Origin of the sequence: Variovorax sp. 770b2, assembly GCF_900115685.1 — a bacterium.
GTDB lineage: Bacteria > Pseudomonadota > Gammaproteobacteria > Burkholderiales > Burkholderiaceae_C > Variovorax.
Map to the genome: position 1 here is coordinate 3,192,883 of NZ_FOXJ01000001.1, position 17,751 is coordinate 3,210,633.

Genomic DNA, 17,751 nt, shown 5'->3' on the forward strand with positions numbered 1-17,751 from the left:
CTCACGGCTCCTTCAGAGGTCGAGCACCAGGCGCGCACCCTTGGCGCGCGAGATGCAGATCTGCATGACGTTGCCCTCCGCCTTCTCGCGGGCGGTGAGCACGTAGTCGCGGTGTTCGATCTCGCCTTCGATCACCGGCACGGCGCACACGCCGCATTCGCCGCGCTTGCAGTCGAACATCGGGTCGCAGCCGTTGTCGATGAGGCAGTCCAGGATGCTCTGGTCGGCCGCGACGGTGAAGCGTTGGCCGGACTGGGCGAGTTCGACCTCGAAGGGCTGGTCGCCCGCTTCGGCGACCGATTCGGTGAAGAGCTCGAAGTGCACGCGATCGTGCTCCCAACCGCGAGCCTGGGTGCGCGCGAGCACGGCGTCGAGCATGACCTTGGGGCCGCAGACGTAGAGGCGGTCGCCGGCAGGCACGTCGTCCAGCAGCGCGTCGATGTCGAGCGGCGCGCCGGCCTCTGCGTCGGTGTGCACGCGAAGGTCGTCGCCCAGCAGCGCCTGCAGTTCGGACAGGAAAGCCATCAGCTCGCGGCTGCGGCCGGCGTAGTGCATCCGCACCGGTGCCTCTTCGGCGCGACGACGAGCGGCCATGGTGGCGAGCGGCGTGACGCCGATGCCACCGGCGACCAGCACCGAGCCGCCGGGGCCGGTGTGCAGCGGAAAGTCGTTCTTCGGCGCCTCGATGGCGAGCGTGTCGCCTTCGTTCAGCTTCTCGTGCATGAAGAGCGAGCCGCCCCGGCCTTCGGCCTCCTTGCGCACGGCGATCACGTATTCCGTGGGCGCGTTGGTGGCGTTGCGTGCCGTGCCGAAGTTGATCAGCGAGTAGTGGCGCCAATCAGTCTTGCCATCGGGCAGCGTCACCTGAACGCGGATGTGCGCGCCGGCTGCAAAGCCCGGCAGTGGGCGACCGTCTTCCGCGCGCAGGCGCAGCATGCGGATCAGCGGGTTGAGTTCGCGCGCTTCGGCGACGCGAAGCTGGAGCGTGGCGGTGGGAGCGGTCATCGTGCGTTGTCTCTTCAGGCCAGTGCGTGCTGCACCAGCGCGGCTTGCAGCTTGTGGCCGTGTTCGTCGGCGAGCGCCGCGTCGCGCAGCTCGCGCAACGTGGCGGGTGCGAGCTGCGCGCCGGCGCGCTCGACCGCGCGCATCACGGTGTCGTAGTTGCGGATGCCGCGCTCGTGCGTGTCGCTGTAGCCTTTGACCAGGCGCTGGCACTGCGCCAGCTCGACGGCCAGTTCGGGGTTGCGCTGCGCGGTGGCGGCGATGCGCTGCAGCCATTCCTCGATGCGACGGTTTTCTTCGGCGTAGCGCATCGTCGAGCGACGCCAGCGCTTCATGGCGGCGACGGTGCGCAGCATCAGGTAGCCGCGCAGCGAACTGGTCTGGATCACGCGGCCGTGCTGGGTGAAGCGCTCGACGATCTTCTTCGGCAGCCTGGAGCCCATGAGCCAGCGGCCGATGCCGCCCGGCAGCGTCTCGCAGATTTCCTGCAGGCGCGGGTGCATGTATTCGTTGATGGCGAGCACCTGGCCCGGCTGCACGCGGGCCTCGCCACGCACGCGCTCGAAGCGGGTGGCGCGGGTCTTGAGGGCCGCGACGCGCGCGGTGTCTTCGTAGGACATCCAGAGCGCGAGGTGGCGGGCTGTTTCGCGCAGCAGGCGGTGGTCTTCGTCGCCCGGCAGCGCGGCGGCGGCGACGCGATCGATGTACAGGCCGGCGTAGGCAATGTCCTGGTAGTCGATGAGGCGACGCACGCCCTCGAGCAGGAAGTCTTGCGCGGCGAGGGGAAAGTCGTGCTGCACGCGCTCGACAAGCGCACGCACGGCCGGATGACGCGGCTGCGGGGCCGCTGTGGCGGCCACCGTTTCCGGCGGGGTCTCGCCGTCGTCGCCGCCCAGGGCGCGCGCGAATGCCGCGCCGAAAGCCTTGAGGCTCGGCTTCACGCCGACGCCGCCGCGTTCGATGGTCGCTTCGAACTGCGCGCGGCTGAACGGCAGCACGCCCGAGCCCGCCAGCGCACCGAACAAGACTGCGCTGATCACGCTGCCCGAAGCTTCGGCCGCCTTCTCCATGTCGAAACGGATGAAACGCTTGGCCGCCTTGGCCGTGTGCGCGAGCAACTGGGCGCTGTCGACGCGGCCGTCACCGAGCGCGCTCTTTTCCGCAATGGAGAACACGCGGTGCGTGGAGGCGATGAGCGTGGTTCGATCGTTCGTGACGAGCCCACGCTGTACGGCGCGGCCAGCTTCCATGAGTTCCGATGCGAGCACCACGTCGACGTCGCCGGGCAACGGCATCAGCGCCAGCACCGGCCGCCCGCCGTCCGCATCGGCTTGCGCGATCGGGTACAGCTCGACGTAGTAGATGGTCGCGCCGGTGCGCTGCGCCACGCCCGGCACCGAGGTGGTCTGGGCGACGTAGCCGTTGGCTTCGCCCATGTCGACGATCCAGTCGGCCAGCACGCCGCCGCCCTCACCACCCATGGCGAGGATCGCGATCTTGATGGGTTGCGCCTTGTTCGTCATCGCTTCAGAACGCATAGGTTTCGCGGCGGCGCGCTTCGCCACGTTGCAGCCAGCCGATGACGGCGCTGCGCACGCGCTCGCGCAGCACATCCCAGCGACTCGGGTTGCTCACGATCTGCGCCTTGTAGAACGAGGGGCACAGCACCGCGGCGTGCGAGACCTCGCCGCACACGCCGCAGCCCACGCAGCTGTCGAGCACGGTCGCGACCGGGTCGGTGCGCAGCGGATCGGGGTTGGGCTTGATCGACAGCGACGGGCAGCCCGACAAGCGGATGCACGAGTGATCGCCGGTGCAGGTGTCGGAATCGACGCCGAATTTTTCGCGCACCATGCGCTTGCCATCGGCGATGGCCTTGCGCACCAGCGGCTTCTCGCGGCGCTGCTTGTTGAGCATGCACTCCGACTGCGCGATCAGGACCTTGGGCCCCTTCTTCGTCGTGGTGAGCGCTTCTTTCAGCGCATCGCGCATGCCAGCCACGTCGTAGGTGCGGCGCAGCGTCTTCACCCACTCGACGCCCACGCCGCGCACGGCGCGCTCGATTTCGTGGCCGGTGCTGCGCGTCTTGTTGACGGCGTTCGACGAGAGGATGTCCTGCCCGCCCGTGGCCGAGGTGTAGTTGTTGTCGACGACGATGGTGAGGTTGTCGCTCTTGTTGAAGACCGAATTCGCCACGCCGCTGGTGAGGCCGTTGTGCCAGAAACCGCCGTCGCCCATCATCGAGATCGCACGCTTGCCGGCCGGTGCATTGAGTGCCGAGGCCCCCGCCCCGCCGAGGCCGTAGCCCATGGTGGTGTTGCCGATGTTGAAGGGCGGCAGGATCGAGAACAGGTGGCAGCCGATGTCGGCGCTCACGTGGTGCGCGCCGAGTTCGCGCTCGACCAGTTTCATGGCGCTGAAGATCGGGCGCTCGGGGCAGCCGGTGCAAAAGCCCGGCGGACGGGCATGCACCACGTCGCCGAGCGCGGAAGACGGCACGACCGGCTCGGGCGCGGCGTCCACGCCGATGGCGGCCACTTCCCTGAGCGGGATCACCTTGCGCACCGGCACAGGTACGGGCAGCGGTGCGAGGCGCTCGTAGCGCTCGCAGAAGGTGCGTGCGCCCTTGAGCAATTCGGACGATGTGTATTCGCCGGCGACGGGCAGCATGTCCTTGCCGTGCAGCGCGGTCGTCGAGCCGGCCTGGCGCAGGATGGTCGCCAGGTTCTGCTCGACGAAGTTGGGCTGGCCTTCTTCCACGATCATCACCGCGCGCTTGCCTTCGCAAAAGCGGATGACTTCGCTCTCGATGACGGGATAGGCCACGTTCATCACGTAGAGCGGGACCTTGGTGTTGCCGTACACGTCGGCCAGGTCGAGCCGCTCCAGCGCGCGCAGCAGCGTGTTGTAGCTGCTGCCCTGCACGATGATGCCGATGTCGTCGGCGTCTTCGGAGAAGAACTCGTTGAGCTGGCGCTCCTCGATGAAGCGCACCGCGGCGGGCCAGCGGTCCTTCACCTTCTCCTGTTCGTGCACGAAGCTCGCGGGCGGCAGCACGATGCGGCTGACGTCGCGCTGCGGGTTCTCCAGCGCTTCCTGCAGCGTGAACTTCGCGCGCTTGTTGTCGCCGGCGATGAAGTGGCCGTGCACGTGGCAGGCGCGGATGCGCAGCTGCAGCATCACGGGCGTGTTGCTGGCCTCGGAGAGATCGAAGCCCGTCTTCACCGCATCGACGATGCTGGGCAGGTTGGGCCGCGGATCGAGCAGCCAGATCTGCGACTTCATCGCGAACGCATGGCTGCGCTCCTGCATGATCGACGAGCCTTCGCCGTAGTCCTCGCCCACGATGATGAGCGCGCCGCCGGTCACGCCGCCCGAGGCGAGGTTGGCCAGTGCGTCCGACGCGACGTTGGTCCCCACGGTCGCCTTGAAGGTGACGGCGCCGCGCAGCGGGTAGTTGACCGAGGCCGCGAGCGTGGCGGCGGCGGTGGCTTCGCTCGCGCTGTTCTCGAAGCGGATGCCCTGCTCGGCAAGGATGTCCTGCGCATCGGCCAGCACGTCCATCAGGTGCGAGATGGGTGCGCCCTGGTACCCAGCCACATAGGAAACTCCCGATTCGAGCAAGGCCTTGGTGACCGCCAGAATGCCTTCACCGCGAAATACCTCGCCATCCGAAAGCCGCAGCTTCTTGACTTCTTCGACGAACGAACGCTCAGCCATGTGGGTCCTTCTTCTTTCTCGTGGGAGGATGCGCTTCAGGTGCCACATCACGCTTTCTATAATGTTGACAAATGAATGTATCCACAATCATGAATTACCCTAGACATGCAAGCAGTGTGCCCGCAGCAACCGTGAGGCACCTTCATGGCTGATGAATCCGTCGAGTCGCATCGTTTCGTCGACGACTACTTGCCGGCGCTGCTGGCGCAGGCCAGCCAGCTGATCTCTTCGGAGTTCCACGAGGTGGCGCGGCAGCAGGGCTTTTCGGTGTCGGAGTGGCGCGTGATGGCGTCGCTGGCGGGCAGCGAGCCCATCAGCATCGGCCAGCTCGCGCAGGTGACGGTGACCAAGCAGCCGACGGTGACGCGCCTGCTGGACCGCATGGAATCGCGCGGGCAGGTCGAGCGCCTGCCCCACGAAAGTGACCGCCGCATCACGCTGGTGCGCATCACGCGCAAGGGACTGAAGGCGGTCGAACACCTGATGGAACTGGCGCGCGAGCACGAGCGGCGCGTGCTCGAGCCCTTCGGCCTGCGGCGGGCCGAAGAACTGAAGGAAACGCTGCGGCGAATGATCGAACTGCACGTGCATGTGCCGCTCGAGGAACCGGAGCCGGAAGAAGACTGAGGCAGGCGCCCTAGGGCACCAGCACGGCGCGGCCACGATGGCCGCGCTGCGCGATCCAATCGAGCGCGGTCGCGGCGTCGGCCAGCGCGAAGCTCTGCACATCGAGATGCAGGCGGCCATCGGCCAATCGCGCGAGCAATTCGGGCGCGGCGGCACGGCCTGCCGCCTCCCGCCTGAACATGTTGAGCGGCAACAGTGCGACGTCGCGCTGCAGGAAATGCGCGATGTCCAGTTGCAGCGCGGGGCCTGCGGTGTAGCCGATCAGCACCGCCCGTCCACCGGGCCGCACGGCGGGCAACGCCGTCGCAAGGACATGCCCGCCGACCGTGTCGATGAGCAGATCTGCGCTGGCAACGGCGGGCGGTCCGGCGTCGGGATCGACCCGCGTCGCGGTGCAACCCGCATCGCGTGCGAGCTGCATCGCCAGAGAGCCCACGGCACCGCTGGCGCCTGTCACCAGCACCCGTTCGCCGGCCTGCAGCTTCGCGACCTCATGCAGCGCGACCCATGCCGATGTGGTGGGCGAGAAAAATGCGGCACCGAGCATCATCGGCAATGCATCGGGCAAGAGGCCGAGGGCTTCGTCGGGCGCATCGATCAGTTCGCTCCAGGTGCCGTCGAACAGCGTACCCAGCCCGCTGCCGCGCAGCCACACGCGCTGCCCGACCTCGTGGCGCTCGCTCGCGACGACGATGCCCGCGGCCTCCACACCCGGTGTGTAGGGCAACGGCGGATGCCGCAGGAAGCTGCCGCGCCACACCGTGCGGTCGATGTGACCGACCGTGGCGGCCTGCATGCGAACGATGCTGCGGCCGGGGCGCGGCGCCGGCTCGGCCACCTCTTCCAGCACGGGCACCGCATCGAAACCGTGGATACGAATGGCTTTCATGGCAGCGTCGAAAGAAAGTCGATCACGGTCTGCGCGAAGGCTTCGGGCATCTGGTCCGGCAGGGGCACCATGCCGCCTTCGATGTCGACGATGCGCGCTTGCGGCAGATGGTGCTGCAGCTCGACCGCATGCGGTGCGGCGAACGGATCGTCGGTGGCGCGGATGATGAGGGTGGGTTGTGTCACGCGGCCGATGCGATCCTCCATGCGGTAGGACGCGACGGCGCGATGGCCCTCTTCCACGCGATGGCCGACCTTCAATGCGTCGAGCACGAAGGCTTCGAGCAAGTCGGGCCGCCCCGCCGGATAGAAGCCCTGGCGCTTTTGCCAAAGGGCAGCCAGATGACTGCCGTCTTCGCTCGGCGCAACCTCGTCGATGGGCGGCCGCTGGGCGCGCGCGATGCGAAAGGGTTCGTCGGTGCATGGCGTGGACGACAACACCAGGCTGCGCACACGGTCCGGAAACGCGGCCGCCAGTTCGATCGCAACGACGCCGCCCGTGTGATGGCCCACGACATCGGCCTGCCGGATGCCCAGCGCATCGAGCAACTCGCACGCCACGCGCGCCCATTGCCCGATGCTCGCGGGCACACCGCCGTCCGAGGAATCGCCGAAGCCCGCGGTGTCCATCGCGATGGCGCGGTACCGCGCGCCGAGCAGCGGAAGCACGTCGCGGTACTCGGCCCAGCTGCGCGGCGACTGGTGCAGCAGCAGCACGGCCGGCGCATCCGCATCGCCGCACGACGCGCAGTGCACCTGTCCCACCGACAGGTCGGCAAAGGCGCGGCGGATCGTCATGACAGCGTCTCGCCGGCAGGCGCGCGCCAGAGGCCCGCGTGCTTCAACTCGCCCAGCGTGCGCGAGAGCACGTCGCGCCGGTACGCGGCGATGTCGCGGCCTTCATAGTCGTAGAAGCCGCTGCCGCTCTTCAGGCCGAGGCGCCCTTCCCCGACCATGCGATCGACGATGGCCGGCGCGGTGTAGCGGCCCTTGTCGATCGAGGCCGACATCTCGCGGCTCGCGTGGTGCAGGATGTCGCAGCCGCCGAAGTCGATGAACTCGACCACGCCGAGCGCGGCGAAGCGCAGGCCCAGGCCGTAACGCGTGGCCTTGTCGATTTCCTCGGCGGTGGCGACGCCCTCCTCGATCATGCGGGCGGCTTCGTTCATCACCAACGCCTGCAGGCGCGGCACGATGTAGCCGGGCGATGCGCCGCAGACCACGGGGAGCTTGCCGATCTCTTCCATCAGCGCCTTGGTGCGCGCGAGCACGACGGCGTCGGTGCCGGGGTGGCAACTCAATTCGACCACCGGGATCACGTAGGCCGGGTTGAGCCAGTGCATGTTGAGGAAGCGTTCGGGCAACCGCACGAGCGCCGCGAGCTGCGTCACCAGAATGCTGCTGGTGGTCGAGGTGAGGATGGCGTCGTCCCGGCAATGGCGGTTGATTTGCTCGAAGGCTTCGCGCTTGGCGTCCATGGTTTCGGGGACGCCTTCGAACACCAGTTCGGCGGCGGCGAGCGCCTGCGGGGCGGCCGCCGCATTCACGAAATCCACACGGGCGGCGATGGGCTGGATCTGCGCTGCATCGATCACGCCGAGTTGCGCGAGGCCTGCGAGGCTGGCTTCGATCTCCGCCTTCGCTTCGTCGCGCAGGCGCCGCCAGGCTTCGTCGCCGCGCGGGCGCAGGTCGATCAGCGAGATGCGATGGCCGGCATACGCGAACGCGATCGCGATGCCGCGCCCCATGCGGCCGGCGCCGACGGCTGCGAAGCGGGGCAGCGCGCGCTCATTCGCCATCGTGCAGCCTCTGCTTGAGTTGCGCCGCGCTCAGGTCGGCGAGCCCCAGGCTTTCGAAAGTGCGCGGGCCATGGCGCAGGTCGCGGCCGAGAAAACCGCCCACGATGGCCAGCAGGCCGTGTGCGATGGGCGCATCCACGCCCGCATGGCGCGCGGCCGAGGCGAGGAAGGCCAGGCCGAGTTCGGTGTCTTCGGTGATGTAGCGGTGCGTGTGCAGGTCGATGTTCTCGCGCCAGTCGCCCGACTTGACGAGTTGCTTGTGCGCGTCGCCGTACATCCACTGGTCGTTGTTGTAGTGATCGGCCAGCGGATAGTGCGGCGCGCCCTGTCCGAAGGCTTCGCGCACGGCCATGCGCTCGCGGTCGAGCCGGTCGGTCACGTCGCGCACCGCGCGCTGGGTGCCTTCGTTGTGGATGTCCCAGCGCTCGAAGTGCTGCAGCGGGGCAGCGTTCATGACCATCAGCGGCGGGTGGATGACCGGGCCGGCGTTCATCAGCGCACCCGAGAGCGCGTCGCCGCAGCCATGCACGGCCGGGTAGGCCTTGCGGATCACGGCGATCGCCTCGGACTCCTTGCGCGCGGGGTAGACGCCGGTCGGCAGGCGGATGGCGCGGACCGTGACATTCACTTCGCGCTCGCCGTGCTTGCGCGCGAGATACGGCAGGGTGCCGGTTTCGGCCCAGGCCACGTCGGCGCGGTTGCCGGCCTCTTTCACCGTTCGCGCCATCACGTAGCTGCCGAAGGTGCCGGGCGGCAGGAAGACGACCTGGCCGTCGACCAGGTGCGGCGCCATCGCGAGCGCGATGTCGTGCTGGGCGATGGCGGGCGTGGGAATGACGATCAGCTCGGCGCCCTTGAGGGCCGCGCCGATATCGGGCGTCGCAAGCGCCAACGGCACCTCGCGCGTGCCCTTCGCATCCTTCAGCGTGATCGCGCCGGCTTGCATGACTGGCTCGAGCGCGGCGGCATCGCGACGCCACAAGCGCACCTCGTGGCCAGCTTCGGACAGGTCCGCGGCAGCTGCGTAAGCACCGTGACCACCGCCAAGAATCGCAATTTTCATGTTCGGGATTTTGAAAGCAGATGTCGATGAACCGGTAACCGATGTGCGGCCCCGGAGAGGCAATGCGCTATTACATTACTTTTCATCGATTCAGATGTCAATCAAATCCAGCGCCAACGGCCCCCTCGGAAACCCGCAATGAAAAAGCCCGCGCTTCTTGCGAAGCGCGGGCTTTCTTTTGGGGCGAGACGGCCGTTCGGCCGCTCTGAAATGGATCAGCGCGTGGGCTTGAACGCACGCTTTTGTGCGTCGCGGGGCACGAAGACCTTGCCCGGGCCGCCGTGGCCTGCGCCATTGCCGCGCGGTGCGAAACCTTCGCGGGGTGCGAAGCCTTCACGGGGAGCGAAACCGCCGCCTTCGCCGCGACCACCACCGTGGCCGTGGCCGCCGCGCGGAGCACTGTCGCCCCAACCCGGCTTGCGACCGTAACCGCCACCGCCGTTGTTGCCGCCGTCGTCACGACCGCCGCCGAAGCCGGCGTTGTTGCCGCCCTGGTAGCCGCGCGGGGCCTGATGACCCTGGCTCGGCGCCGGACCGCGTGCATTGCGGTCGTTGAAGCCGCTGGCACCGGCGTAGCCGCCGCCGTTGTTGCCGCGGTAGCCACCGCCGCCGCCTGCACCGCCATTGCCGAACTTGCGGTCGCGCGACTGGTTGTCGCCACGGCCACCGCGGTACTCGCCCATCGGGGGGCGCGATTGCGGCATGCGCTGTTGCGGCTCGAGGCCGGCAACCACTTCAGCCTTGAACTGCTGGCGGCTGTATTGCTCGATGTCCATGATCTTGCGGCGATCGCGGAACTCTGCAAACGTGATGGCCAGGCCATCGCGGCCGGCACGGCCGGTGCGGCCGATGCGGTGGGTGTAGTCCTCGGCCTTCATCGGCAGGCCGAAGTTGAAGACGTGGGTGATGGTCGGCACGTCGATGCCGCGGGCGGCAACGTCGGTGGCCACCAGGATCTGCACCTGGCCCTGGCGCAGCGCCATCAGGCGGCGGTTGCGCAGGCCCTGGCTCAGGGCGCCGTGCAGCGCCACGGCGCTGAAGCCTTCTTGCTGCAGGTCGTTGGCGAGGCCGTCGCACTCGACTTGCGTGCTGGCGAACACGATCGCCTGGTTGATGCTGGTGTCGCGCAGCCAGTGGTCCAGCAGCTTGCGCTTGTGCTGGCTGTTGTCAGCCCAGTACAGCGACTGCTTGATGTTGACGTGCTTTTCCTGCGGGCTGTCGATGGTGATGCGTTGCGGCTCGCGCATGACGCGCTGGGCCAGCTGCTGGATGCGCGGCGCGAAGGTGGCGCTGAACATCATGGTCTGCTGGCGCTCGATGGTGAGCTGGTTGACTTCGGCCAGGTCGTCGGAGAAGCCCAGGTCGAGCATGCGGTCGGCTTCGTCGACCACCAGGAACTTGACCTGGTCGAGCTTGAGTTGCTGCGAGCGTTGCAGATCGAGCAGGCGGCCGGGCGTGGCAACCACGAGGTCGGCGTTCTGCAGCTTGGCGATCTGCAGTTGGTAAGGCATGCCGCCCACCACGTTGGCGATGCGAAGACCGCGGCAATGGCGAACCAGTTCGATGGCGTCGTGCGCGACCTGCTGCGCGAGTTCGCGCGTCGGGCACAGGATCAGGGCGCCGGGGGTGGCGGCCTTGAAGTGGCGGGCGTTGGTCGGGTCCTTGCGCTTGGGCTTCTTCGGGGCAGCTTCACCGCGGGCGGCGGCTTCGGCGGCCTGGCGCTGGAATTCGGCCTTGGCTTCGGCTTCGGCTTCGGCCTGGCGCTTCAGCAGGGTGTGCAGCACGGGCAGCAGGAAGGCTGCGGTCTTGCCCGAACCGGTCTGGCTGGAGACCATCAGGTCGACGAAACGGGCCTTGCCGTCCTGGCCGGCTTCACCGCCCATGGCGAGCGGGATCACCTTGTCTTGCACGGTGGTCGGCTGGGTGAAGCCCAGGTCGGCCACGGCGGCGATCAGTTCAGGTGCGAGGCCCAGGCGGATGAAACCGTTGGGCAGGCTGGGTTCTTGTTCGACCGCAGCGGCCTCGGGGGCGGCTGCATCGAGCGCCTCGAGGATCGGCGCTTCGGACACAGTGTCCACGGCGGCGGTGAATTCGTTGTTGGTAGCGGATTGCACAGGCGCGAACTCGCCCTGCGCTTCAAAAGCGTCGGTCATGTGAATATCAATCTCAAACGCGAGCGCTGCCGTAGGCGGCGCCCCGTTGGTGGTTAAAAACATCAACCATCCAACGACATTCAGCTTCCGGCTAACGCCTGAGGCTGTGGCCCTTTTTGATCAGCGGATGCGATCGGGCGCGGTGTGCAAGATAGGGAGATGCAAGAGACGCTGAACTGTGTCCTGTGACAAATGCAAATCAGCGAAGCCTGCGATTATGGCACGGCTTCGGGTTTTTACCTAATCCCTTGTCAATCGGTCAGGCGAATGAAGGTTTCGCGGTAGTGGGCGAGTTCCTCGATGGACTCGTGCACGTCGGCCAGCGCGGTGTGCGCCTGCTGTTTCTTGAAGGCGCTGTAGGCCGAGGGCTTCCAGCGCTTGGCCAGTTCCTTCAGGGTGCTGACGTCCAGGTTGCGGTAGTGGAAGTACGCCTCGAGCCTGGGCATGAACTTGACCAAAAATCGCCGGTCCTGCCCGATGGTGTTGCCGCACATCGGCGAGCCGCTGCGGGGGATGTACTTGGCGATGAATTCGAGCAGCTGCTGTTCGGCCGCGGCTTCGTCCAGCGTGGAGGCCTTCACCTTGTCGATCAGGCCGCTGCGGCCGTGGGTGCCCTTGTTCCAGGCATCCATGGCGTCGAGCACGGCATCGCTCTGGTGGATGACGAGCACCGGGCCGTCGATGCGGGGCGTGAGGTCGGGGCCGGTGACGACCACGGCGATCTCGAGCAGGAACTCTTTCTCGGGGTCCAGGCCGCTCATCTCGCAGTCCAGCCAGACCAGGTTCTGGTCGCTTTTCTTCAGGGTGGGTACGGCTGCGGGGGGCGTCGGGTCAAGGGATTCGGGCATCGCAGGATTGTCGTCGAAGGCCTGCGCCCCGATTTACCGGAGACTAAACTCGCCGCTCCATGTCCTATTCACTCATCTTCACCATCGCTTTCGCGGTGGCGCTCGTTGCGGGCCTGCTCGTGAAGTTCTGGCTCGCTTCCCGGCAGGTGCGCCATGTGGCGCAGCACCGCGGCACCGTGCCGGAAGCCTTCGCGCAGACCATCACGCTCGCAGCCCACCAGAAGGCGGCCGACTACACGATCGCCAAGGCCCGCTTCGGCCTGGTCGAAATGGCCTGGAGCGCGGCGCTGCTGTTGGGCTGGACGCTGCTCGGCGGGCTCGATGTGCTCAACAAGCTGCTGCTGGTGTGGCTCGGTGGCGGGATGGTGCAGCAACTGTTGCTGCTGGCCGCCTTCGCGGCCATCGGCGGCCTCCTCGAACTGCCGTTCACCCTGTGGCAGACCTTCAGGCTCGAAGAGCGCTTCGGTTTCAACAAGATGACCTTCAAGCTCTGGCTGGCGGACGCCGTCAAGTCGACGCTGCTCGGTGCGCTGATCGGACTGCCGATCGCGGCGCTGATCCTCTGGCTCATGGGCGCTGCCGGCACGCTCTGGTGGCTCTGGGCCTGGGCTGCATGGATGGGTTTCAACCTGCTGTTGATGCTGATCTACCCGAGCTTCATCGCGCCGCTGTTCAACAAGTTCAAGCCGCTGGACGACCCCACCCTGAAGGCGCGCGTCACGGCGTTGATGAAGCGCTGCGGCTTCGCAGCCAAGGGCCTGTTCGTGATGGATGGCAGCACCCGCAGCGCCCACGCGAACGCCTACTTCACCGGCTTCGGCGCGAGCAAGCGCGTGGTGTTCTACGACACGCTGCTGCGCCAGTTGAATGCCGGCGAAGTGGAGGCCGTGCTCGCGCACGAACTCGGCCACTTCAAGCACCGCCATATCGTGAAGCGGCTCATCGCGATGTTCGCGCTGAGCCTGGCAGGCTTCGCGCTGCTGGGCTGGGTCTCGACCCAGGTCTGGTTCTATACCGGCCTGGGCGTGCAGCCGAACATGTCGCCAGCCGCGCCCAACAGCGCGCTGGCCCTGCTGCTGTTCATGCTCGCGGTGCCTGTGTTCGGCTTCTTCGTGGCGCCGTTGCCGGCGCGCCTTTCGCGCAAGCACGAGTTCGAGGCCGATGCCTATGCCGTCGCGCAGACCAGCGGTGCCGACCTTTCCGCTGCGCTGCTCAAGCTCTACCAGGACAACGCCTCGACGCTCACGCCCGACCCGGTGTTCGTCAAGTTCTACTACTCCCATCCGCCCGCGTCCGAGCGCCTTGCGCGCATGACCGCGGCGTGATCAACCGCCCCACCCTTCAGCAGAGCCCCTCATGAGCAGCATGTTCAAACCCAAGGACTGGAAGAGCCTTCCTCCCCGCCAGGCCCTGAGCGCCACCGAGATCGTTTCCGGCCTCGCCAAGCTCGACGGCTGGAAGCTCACCGGCGACGGCGCCGATGTCGCCATCGAGAAGACCTTCACCTTCGCCAACTACTTCGAGACCATCGCCTTCGTGAACGCGCTGGCGCTCGTGGCGCACACGCAGGACCACCATCCCGACCTGTTGGTGCACTACAACCGCTGCGTGGTGCGCTTCAACACGCACGACGTGAATGGCCTGTCGGTCACCGATTTCGATTGCGCGCGGCAGGCCGACGCGCTGGTTGCGAGCCCCGCCGCGTGAGGAAACACGCCTGTGGCTAAGCCGGGCCGCGCCGCCTTCACCCCCGCTGCGCACAACGCGGGGAAGGCGCACCACGACGGCCTCGTCGTTGCCAGCCACGGGCGTCACTGCCTCGTCGAAACGCCCACGGGCGAGCGGCTGATCTGCCACCCGCGCGGCAAGAAGAGCCAGGCCGTGGTCGGCGACCGCGTGCGCTGGCAGGCCACCGAGGACGAAGGCACCATCGAGGAGGTGCTGCCGCGGCGCAACCTCTTCTACCGGCAGGACGAGATCCGCACGAAGTCCTTTGCAGCGAACCTGGACCATGTGCTGATCCTGATCGCGGCCGAGCCGGAGTTTTCCGAGCACCAACTGGCGCGTGCGCTGATCGCGGCGGAAGCCCAGCGCATCACGCCGATCATCGCGCTCAACAAGAGCGACCTGGTCGAGCCCTTCGAGCGCGCCTGGAACAAGCTGGCGCCTTATCGCCGCATGCACCACGGCGTGCTGCCGCTCTCGCTCAAGGCATCGGGCGAGGCGGACTACGCCTCGCTGATGAAGCTGCTGTCCGGCAAATCCACCCTCGTCCTCGGCCCTTCCGGCTCGGGCAAGAGCACGCTGACCAACCTGCTGGTGCCGGGCGCGACGGTGCTGACCCAGGAGATTTCGCAGGCGCTGAATTCGGGCAAGCACACGACCACGAGCACCACCTGGTACTGGATCGACGAAGCCCGCACCACCGGCCTGATCGACTCGCCGGGCTTCCAGGAATTCGGCCTCAACCACATCGAGCCGATGCAGCTCGCCGGGTTGATGCCCGACATCGCCGAGCACACGGGGGACTGCAAGTTCTACAACTGCACCCACCTGCACGAACCCGGCTGCGGCGTGATCTCGAACGTCGAGACGCCGACGCACGCGGGCCCGATCAGCGCATCGCGCTACAAGATCTACGGCGAGCTGTTCGCCGAGTTGAGCCAGACGCGCTACTGAGCGTCCAGGATGGCTTGCAGCGCCTGCACCAGCGCGCTGCATTGCTCGCGCGTGCCGATGCTGATGCGCAGGTACTGCGCGATGCGCGGTTGCCTGAAATGGCGCACCAGCACCGCGCGCTCGCGCAGCAAGGCAGCCAGCTCGGCCGCATCGCGCTGCGGATGGCGCGCGAACACGAAGTTGGCCTGCGAAGGCAGCACCTCGAAGCCCAGGTCTTCAAGCTGAAGGCTGAGCCCTTCGCGCGTATCGATGATCTTGTTGCGCGTGGTGTCGAACCACGCCTCGTCCTTTAGCGCAGCCACGGCGCCCGCCGTGGCGAGCCGGTCGAGCGGGTAGGAGTTGAAGCTGTCCTTGACGCGCACCAGGGCCTCGACCAAGTGCTGCTGGCCGCAGGCGAAGCCGACGCGAAGCCCGGCCAGCGAACGCGACTTGGAGAGGGTCTGCACCACCAGCAGGTTCGGGTACCTGCCGATCAAGGGCAGCGCACTCTCGCCGCCGAAATCGACATACGCCTCGTCCACCAGCACCACGCGGTCGGGACACGCCGAGAGCAGCTGTTCGATCTGCGGCAGCGGCAGCCCGATGCCCGTGGGCGCATTCGGATTGGCGATCACGATGCCCGCACAGCCGCCGCGTGCACGCGCCGCAATGGCCTGGACGTCGATGCGCAGGCCCTCATCGACCGGCTGCAGTTCGCAGGCAATGCCGTAGAGCTGGGCATAGACCTTGTAGAAGCTGTAGCTCACGTCGGGCATGAGCAAGGGCTCGGCCTGCTGGAAGAAGGCGAAGAAGGCGTGCGCGAGCACCTCGTCCGAGCCATTGCCGGCGAACACCTGGTCGACCGCCAGCCCGTGCCGTTGCGCGACCGCTTCGCGCAGCGCGAGCGAGGTGGGATCGGGGTAGCGCTCCAATCCATTCGCAGCGGCTTGCTGGATCGCGTCGATGGCCAGCGGCGACGGCGGATACGGGTTCTCGTTGGTGTTGAGCTTGACGAGGTTCGCGATGCGCGGCTGCTCGCCGGGCACGTAAGGTTCGAGCGCGCCGATGCGCGGGCTCCAGAAGACCGGTACTGCGGTGGTCATGTCGCGCCGCTCAACCGAGCAGACGGGCAAGCGTCAGCAACGCCAGCAGCACCATCCACATCACGACCGAACGCCAGACGAGGCCGACCACGCTGCGCAGGTGCCCGGGCTCGGGCTCGCGGCCCGGCGTGCTGCCGCTGTCGGGCCTGCGGTCGTCGATCACGGATTCGCCGGCCTGCGCGCGCGGCAGCGGGTCGGTGACCGGAATGGGGCTCAGCGAACCGCCGCCCAGGCGCACATTGACCGCGCCGGAGGTGGCCGCGAGGATCACGCCGTCGTTCTCGTTCGGAAAGCGCCGGGCGTCGTTGCGCCAGCAGTCGATGGCTTCCTCGAAGCTGCCAACCACCGCGAAGCCGAGCGCCGTGATGCGCGCGGGCAGCCAGTCGATGCCGTGCCAGGCGCTCTCGGCCGCCTGCTGCACGGAGACGCTCGACGGCTGTACTGCCGCGCCGTTCTTGTGGGCCCAATAGCGTGCGACGAATTCGCTCATGCGGTAGAACACCGCGCCGGCCGGTCCGAGGCCGATGGCGGCGAGCACCGAGAACCACGCCAGCACGCCGAACACGTGGCGGTGCGCGGCGATGACCGAATGCTCGATCACATGGCGCACGATTTCGCTGCGCTTCAACTCGGCGGCATCGACGCCCTGCCAGTGCGCCAGCAGCGAGCGCGCGAGCGGCTCGTCGCCCTCGTCGAGCGCATCGCGGATGTCGGTGAAGTGGTGGCTGAACTGCCGGAAGCCCAGCGTGACGTAGAGCACCGCGATGCTCCAGAGCACCGCGAACGGCAGGCCCAGCGTGAGCACCAGCAGCCAATGCACGCCGAGCGACACGAGCGTGGGCACGAAGACGGCGAGCCCCCAGGCGATCCATCCGTGATGGGGCTTGCCCGCATCGAAATTGCGGCTGGTCCAGCGGGTCCACGCGAGAACGGTGCCGTACACGGGGTTGTGAGGGCCCAGCGGCCTCACTTGCTCGATCAGCAACGCGCACAGGATGGCAAAGAAGCTCATCCTTCGATGATAGCGAGAGAGCCCGAAGGTTCGGGCGAGGGTCAGGCGCTCAGGAAACGGTAAAGATTGCGCAGCATGCCGGCGGTGGCGCCCCAGACGAAGCGCTCGTCGGCGCCGTCCTGGTAGGGCATCGAGTACCACTGGCGCTTCGTGCCGTCGGGGGCCGGCACGGTGTGGTGGCGATGGTTGGCCGGATCCATCAGCCACTCGAGCGGCACTTCGAAGGCATCGGCGACTTCGTAGGGATTGAGGGTGAGTTCGAACCCGGGCTGCACCAGCGCGACCACCGGCGTCACGATGAAGGAGGTGACCGTCGTGTAGGTCGGCAGGTTGCCGAGCACTTCGATGTACTGCGCCGAGAGGCCGACCTCTTCCCAGGCCTCGCGCAACGCGGCAGCCGCGAGGTTCGCGTCCTCGGGGTCGACACGCCCACCAGGAAATGCGACCTGGCCCGAATGGGTCGAGAGGTGTGCGGTGCGCTCGGTCAGCAGCACGGTCGCGCCTTGCGGGCGTTGCACGATCGGCACGAGCACGGCGGCCTGAGCAGGTGCGCGCTCGGTCATTCGCGGCTCGCGGCGCAGCTCGGGGGTCCAGACCGGTGGCGTCTCGAAACGCGCCCGCAGGGCCTGCGCCGTCAACTGCGCGGCCGGCACTGCCGGCAGCCCATCGTTCTTCACCGCGAATGGCGCCTTGCGCGGATCGAACGGCGGCAGCGTGGACGGCGCCACGGCGTTGACGGGTTCGAGGGAGGCGTCCTGCGGGGAAGTGGATGAGGAGGTCAAGAGATGAAAAGTACCGGAGCCGGAAAGAAGAAGTAGAGCGGAAAAATCGAAAGTTGTCTTTGAGCGAAAACAACAACGCAAAAAGCCGCCAGAACG

16 protein-coding genes are annotated in these 17,751 nt (G+C 67.4%); 4 read left to right on the top strand and 12 right to left on the bottom strand.

Annotation, left to right across the window (positions count from 1 at the left end; genetic code table 11):
- Positions 1 to 12: 12 nt before the first annotated feature.
- Genes BM133_RS14830 through BM133_RS14840 form a run of 3 tightly spaced genes read right to left on the bottom strand, consistent with a single transcriptional unit; the run spans position 13 to position 4,722 of the window.
- Entirely contained in the window at positions 13 to 1,005 is a 993-nt protein-coding gene (locus tag BM133_RS14830) for a PDR/VanB family oxidoreductase (protein WP_093434711.1), read from the bottom strand.
- A gap of 14 nt (positions 1,006 to 1,019) precedes the next feature.
- Positions 1,020 to 2,525: an indolepyruvate oxidoreductase subunit beta family protein gene (locus BM133_RS14835; protein ID WP_093434712.1), complete on the bottom strand. Its 1,506-nt coding sequence runs from the start codon at positions 2,523 to 2,525 to the stop codon at positions 1,020 to 1,022.
- A 4-nt stretch (positions 2,526 to 2,529) separates the two neighbouring features.
- Positions 2,530 to 4,722, bottom strand: a complete 2,193-nt coding sequence (locus BM133_RS14840) for a thiamine pyrophosphate-dependent enzyme (RefSeq protein ID WP_093434714.1) — start codon at positions 4,720 to 4,722, stop codon at positions 2,530 to 2,532.
- Positions 4,723 to 4,866: 144 nt separating this feature from the next.
- Between BM133_RS14840 and BM133_RS14845 the strand changes: the two genes are divergently transcribed.
- On the top strand, positions 4,867 to 5,349 hold the full coding sequence (locus BM133_RS14845; RefSeq protein ID WP_093434715.1) for a MarR family winged helix-turn-helix transcriptional regulator: 483 nt from the start codon (positions 4,867 to 4,869) through the stop codon (positions 5,347 to 5,349).
- A 10-nt stretch (positions 5,350 to 5,359) separates the two neighbouring features.
- On the opposite strand, the gene BM133_RS14850 is transcribed toward BM133_RS14845, so the two are convergent.
- From BM133_RS14850 to orn, 6 genes are all read right to left on the bottom strand, one after another.
- On the bottom strand, positions 5,360 to 6,238 hold the full coding sequence (locus tag BM133_RS14850) for a quinone oxidoreductase family protein (protein ID WP_093434717.1): 879 nt from the start codon (positions 6,236 to 6,238) through the stop codon (positions 5,360 to 5,362).
- Positions 6,235 to 7,035, bottom strand: coding sequence for an alpha/beta fold hydrolase (locus BM133_RS14855; protein WP_093434718.1), 801 nt, complete (start codon positions 7,033 to 7,035; stop codon positions 6,235 to 6,237). The genes BM133_RS14850 and BM133_RS14855 overlap by 4 nt, the downstream gene beginning before the upstream one ends.
- On the bottom strand, positions 7,032 to 8,036 hold the full coding sequence (locus BM133_RS14860) for a 3-hydroxybutyryl-CoA dehydrogenase (protein WP_093434720.1): 1,005 nt from the start codon (positions 8,034 to 8,036) through the stop codon (positions 7,032 to 7,034). Before BM133_RS14860 ends, BM133_RS14855 begins: the two co-directional genes overlap by 4 nt.
- Complete coding sequence (locus BM133_RS14865) at positions 8,026 to 9,099, bottom strand: NAD/NADP-dependent octopine/nopaline dehydrogenase family protein (RefSeq protein WP_093434721.1); 1,074 nt, start codon at positions 9,097 to 9,099, stop codon at positions 8,026 to 8,028. The genes BM133_RS14860 and BM133_RS14865 overlap by 11 nt, the downstream gene beginning before the upstream one ends.
- 215 nt (positions 9,100 to 9,314) lie before the next feature.
- Positions 9,315 to 11,252: a DEAD/DEAH box helicase gene (locus BM133_RS14870; protein WP_177224804.1), complete on the bottom strand. Its 1,938-nt coding sequence runs from the start codon at positions 11,250 to 11,252 to the stop codon at positions 9,315 to 9,317.
- A 251-nt stretch (positions 11,253 to 11,503) separates the two neighbouring features.
- Positions 11,504 to 12,100: an oligoribonuclease gene (orn, locus tag BM133_RS14875; RefSeq protein WP_177224805.1), complete on the bottom strand. Its 597-nt coding sequence runs from the start codon at positions 12,098 to 12,100 to the stop codon at positions 11,504 to 11,506.
- Positions 12,101 to 12,159: 59 nt separating this feature from the next.
- Between orn and BM133_RS14880 the strand changes: the two genes are divergently transcribed.
- From BM133_RS14880 to rsgA, 3 genes are read left to right on the top strand one after another with little or no spacing between them, the layout of a single operon-like run.
- On the top strand, positions 12,160 to 13,425 hold the full coding sequence (locus tag BM133_RS14880) for a M48 family metallopeptidase (protein WP_093434726.1): 1,266 nt from the start codon (positions 12,160 to 12,162) through the stop codon (positions 13,423 to 13,425).
- A gap of 31 nt (positions 13,426 to 13,456) precedes the next feature.
- Positions 13,457 to 13,807 carry a 4a-hydroxytetrahydrobiopterin dehydratase gene (locus BM133_RS14885; RefSeq protein ID WP_093434727.1) on the top strand — a complete coding sequence of 117 codons (351 nt, stop codon included), beginning with the start codon at positions 13,457 to 13,459 and terminating at the stop codon, positions 13,805 to 13,807.
- 12 nt (positions 13,808 to 13,819) lie between these two features.
- Positions 13,820 to 14,779, top strand: coding sequence for a ribosome small subunit-dependent GTPase A (rsgA, locus tag BM133_RS14890; protein WP_093434729.1), 960 nt, complete (start codon positions 13,820 to 13,822; stop codon positions 14,777 to 14,779).
- On the opposite strand, the gene hisC is transcribed toward rsgA, so the two are convergent.
- Genes hisC through BM133_RS14905 form a run of 3 tightly spaced genes read right to left on the bottom strand, consistent with a single transcriptional unit; the run spans position 14,773 to position 17,655 of the window.
- On the bottom strand, positions 14,773 to 15,861 hold the full coding sequence (gene hisC / locus BM133_RS14895) for a histidinol-phosphate transaminase (RefSeq protein ID WP_093434730.1): 1,089 nt from the start codon (positions 15,859 to 15,861) through the stop codon (positions 14,773 to 14,775). The genes rsgA and hisC overlap by 7 nt on opposite strands.
- Positions 15,862 to 15,871: 10 nt before the next feature.
- The gene (locus BM133_RS14900) at positions 15,872 to 16,873 is read right to left on the bottom strand and encodes a CobD/CbiB family protein (RefSeq protein WP_093434732.1); all 1,002 of its coding nucleotides are present in this window, start codon (positions 16,871 to 16,873) and stop codon (positions 15,872 to 15,874) included.
- Between the two features lie 41 nt (positions 16,874 to 16,914).
- A complete protein-coding gene (locus BM133_RS14905) occupies positions 16,915 to 17,655 on the bottom strand; it encodes a CoA pyrophosphatase (RefSeq protein ID WP_093434733.1) in 741 nt (246 codons plus the stop codon).
- Positions 17,656 to 17,751: the final 96 nt, after the last annotated feature.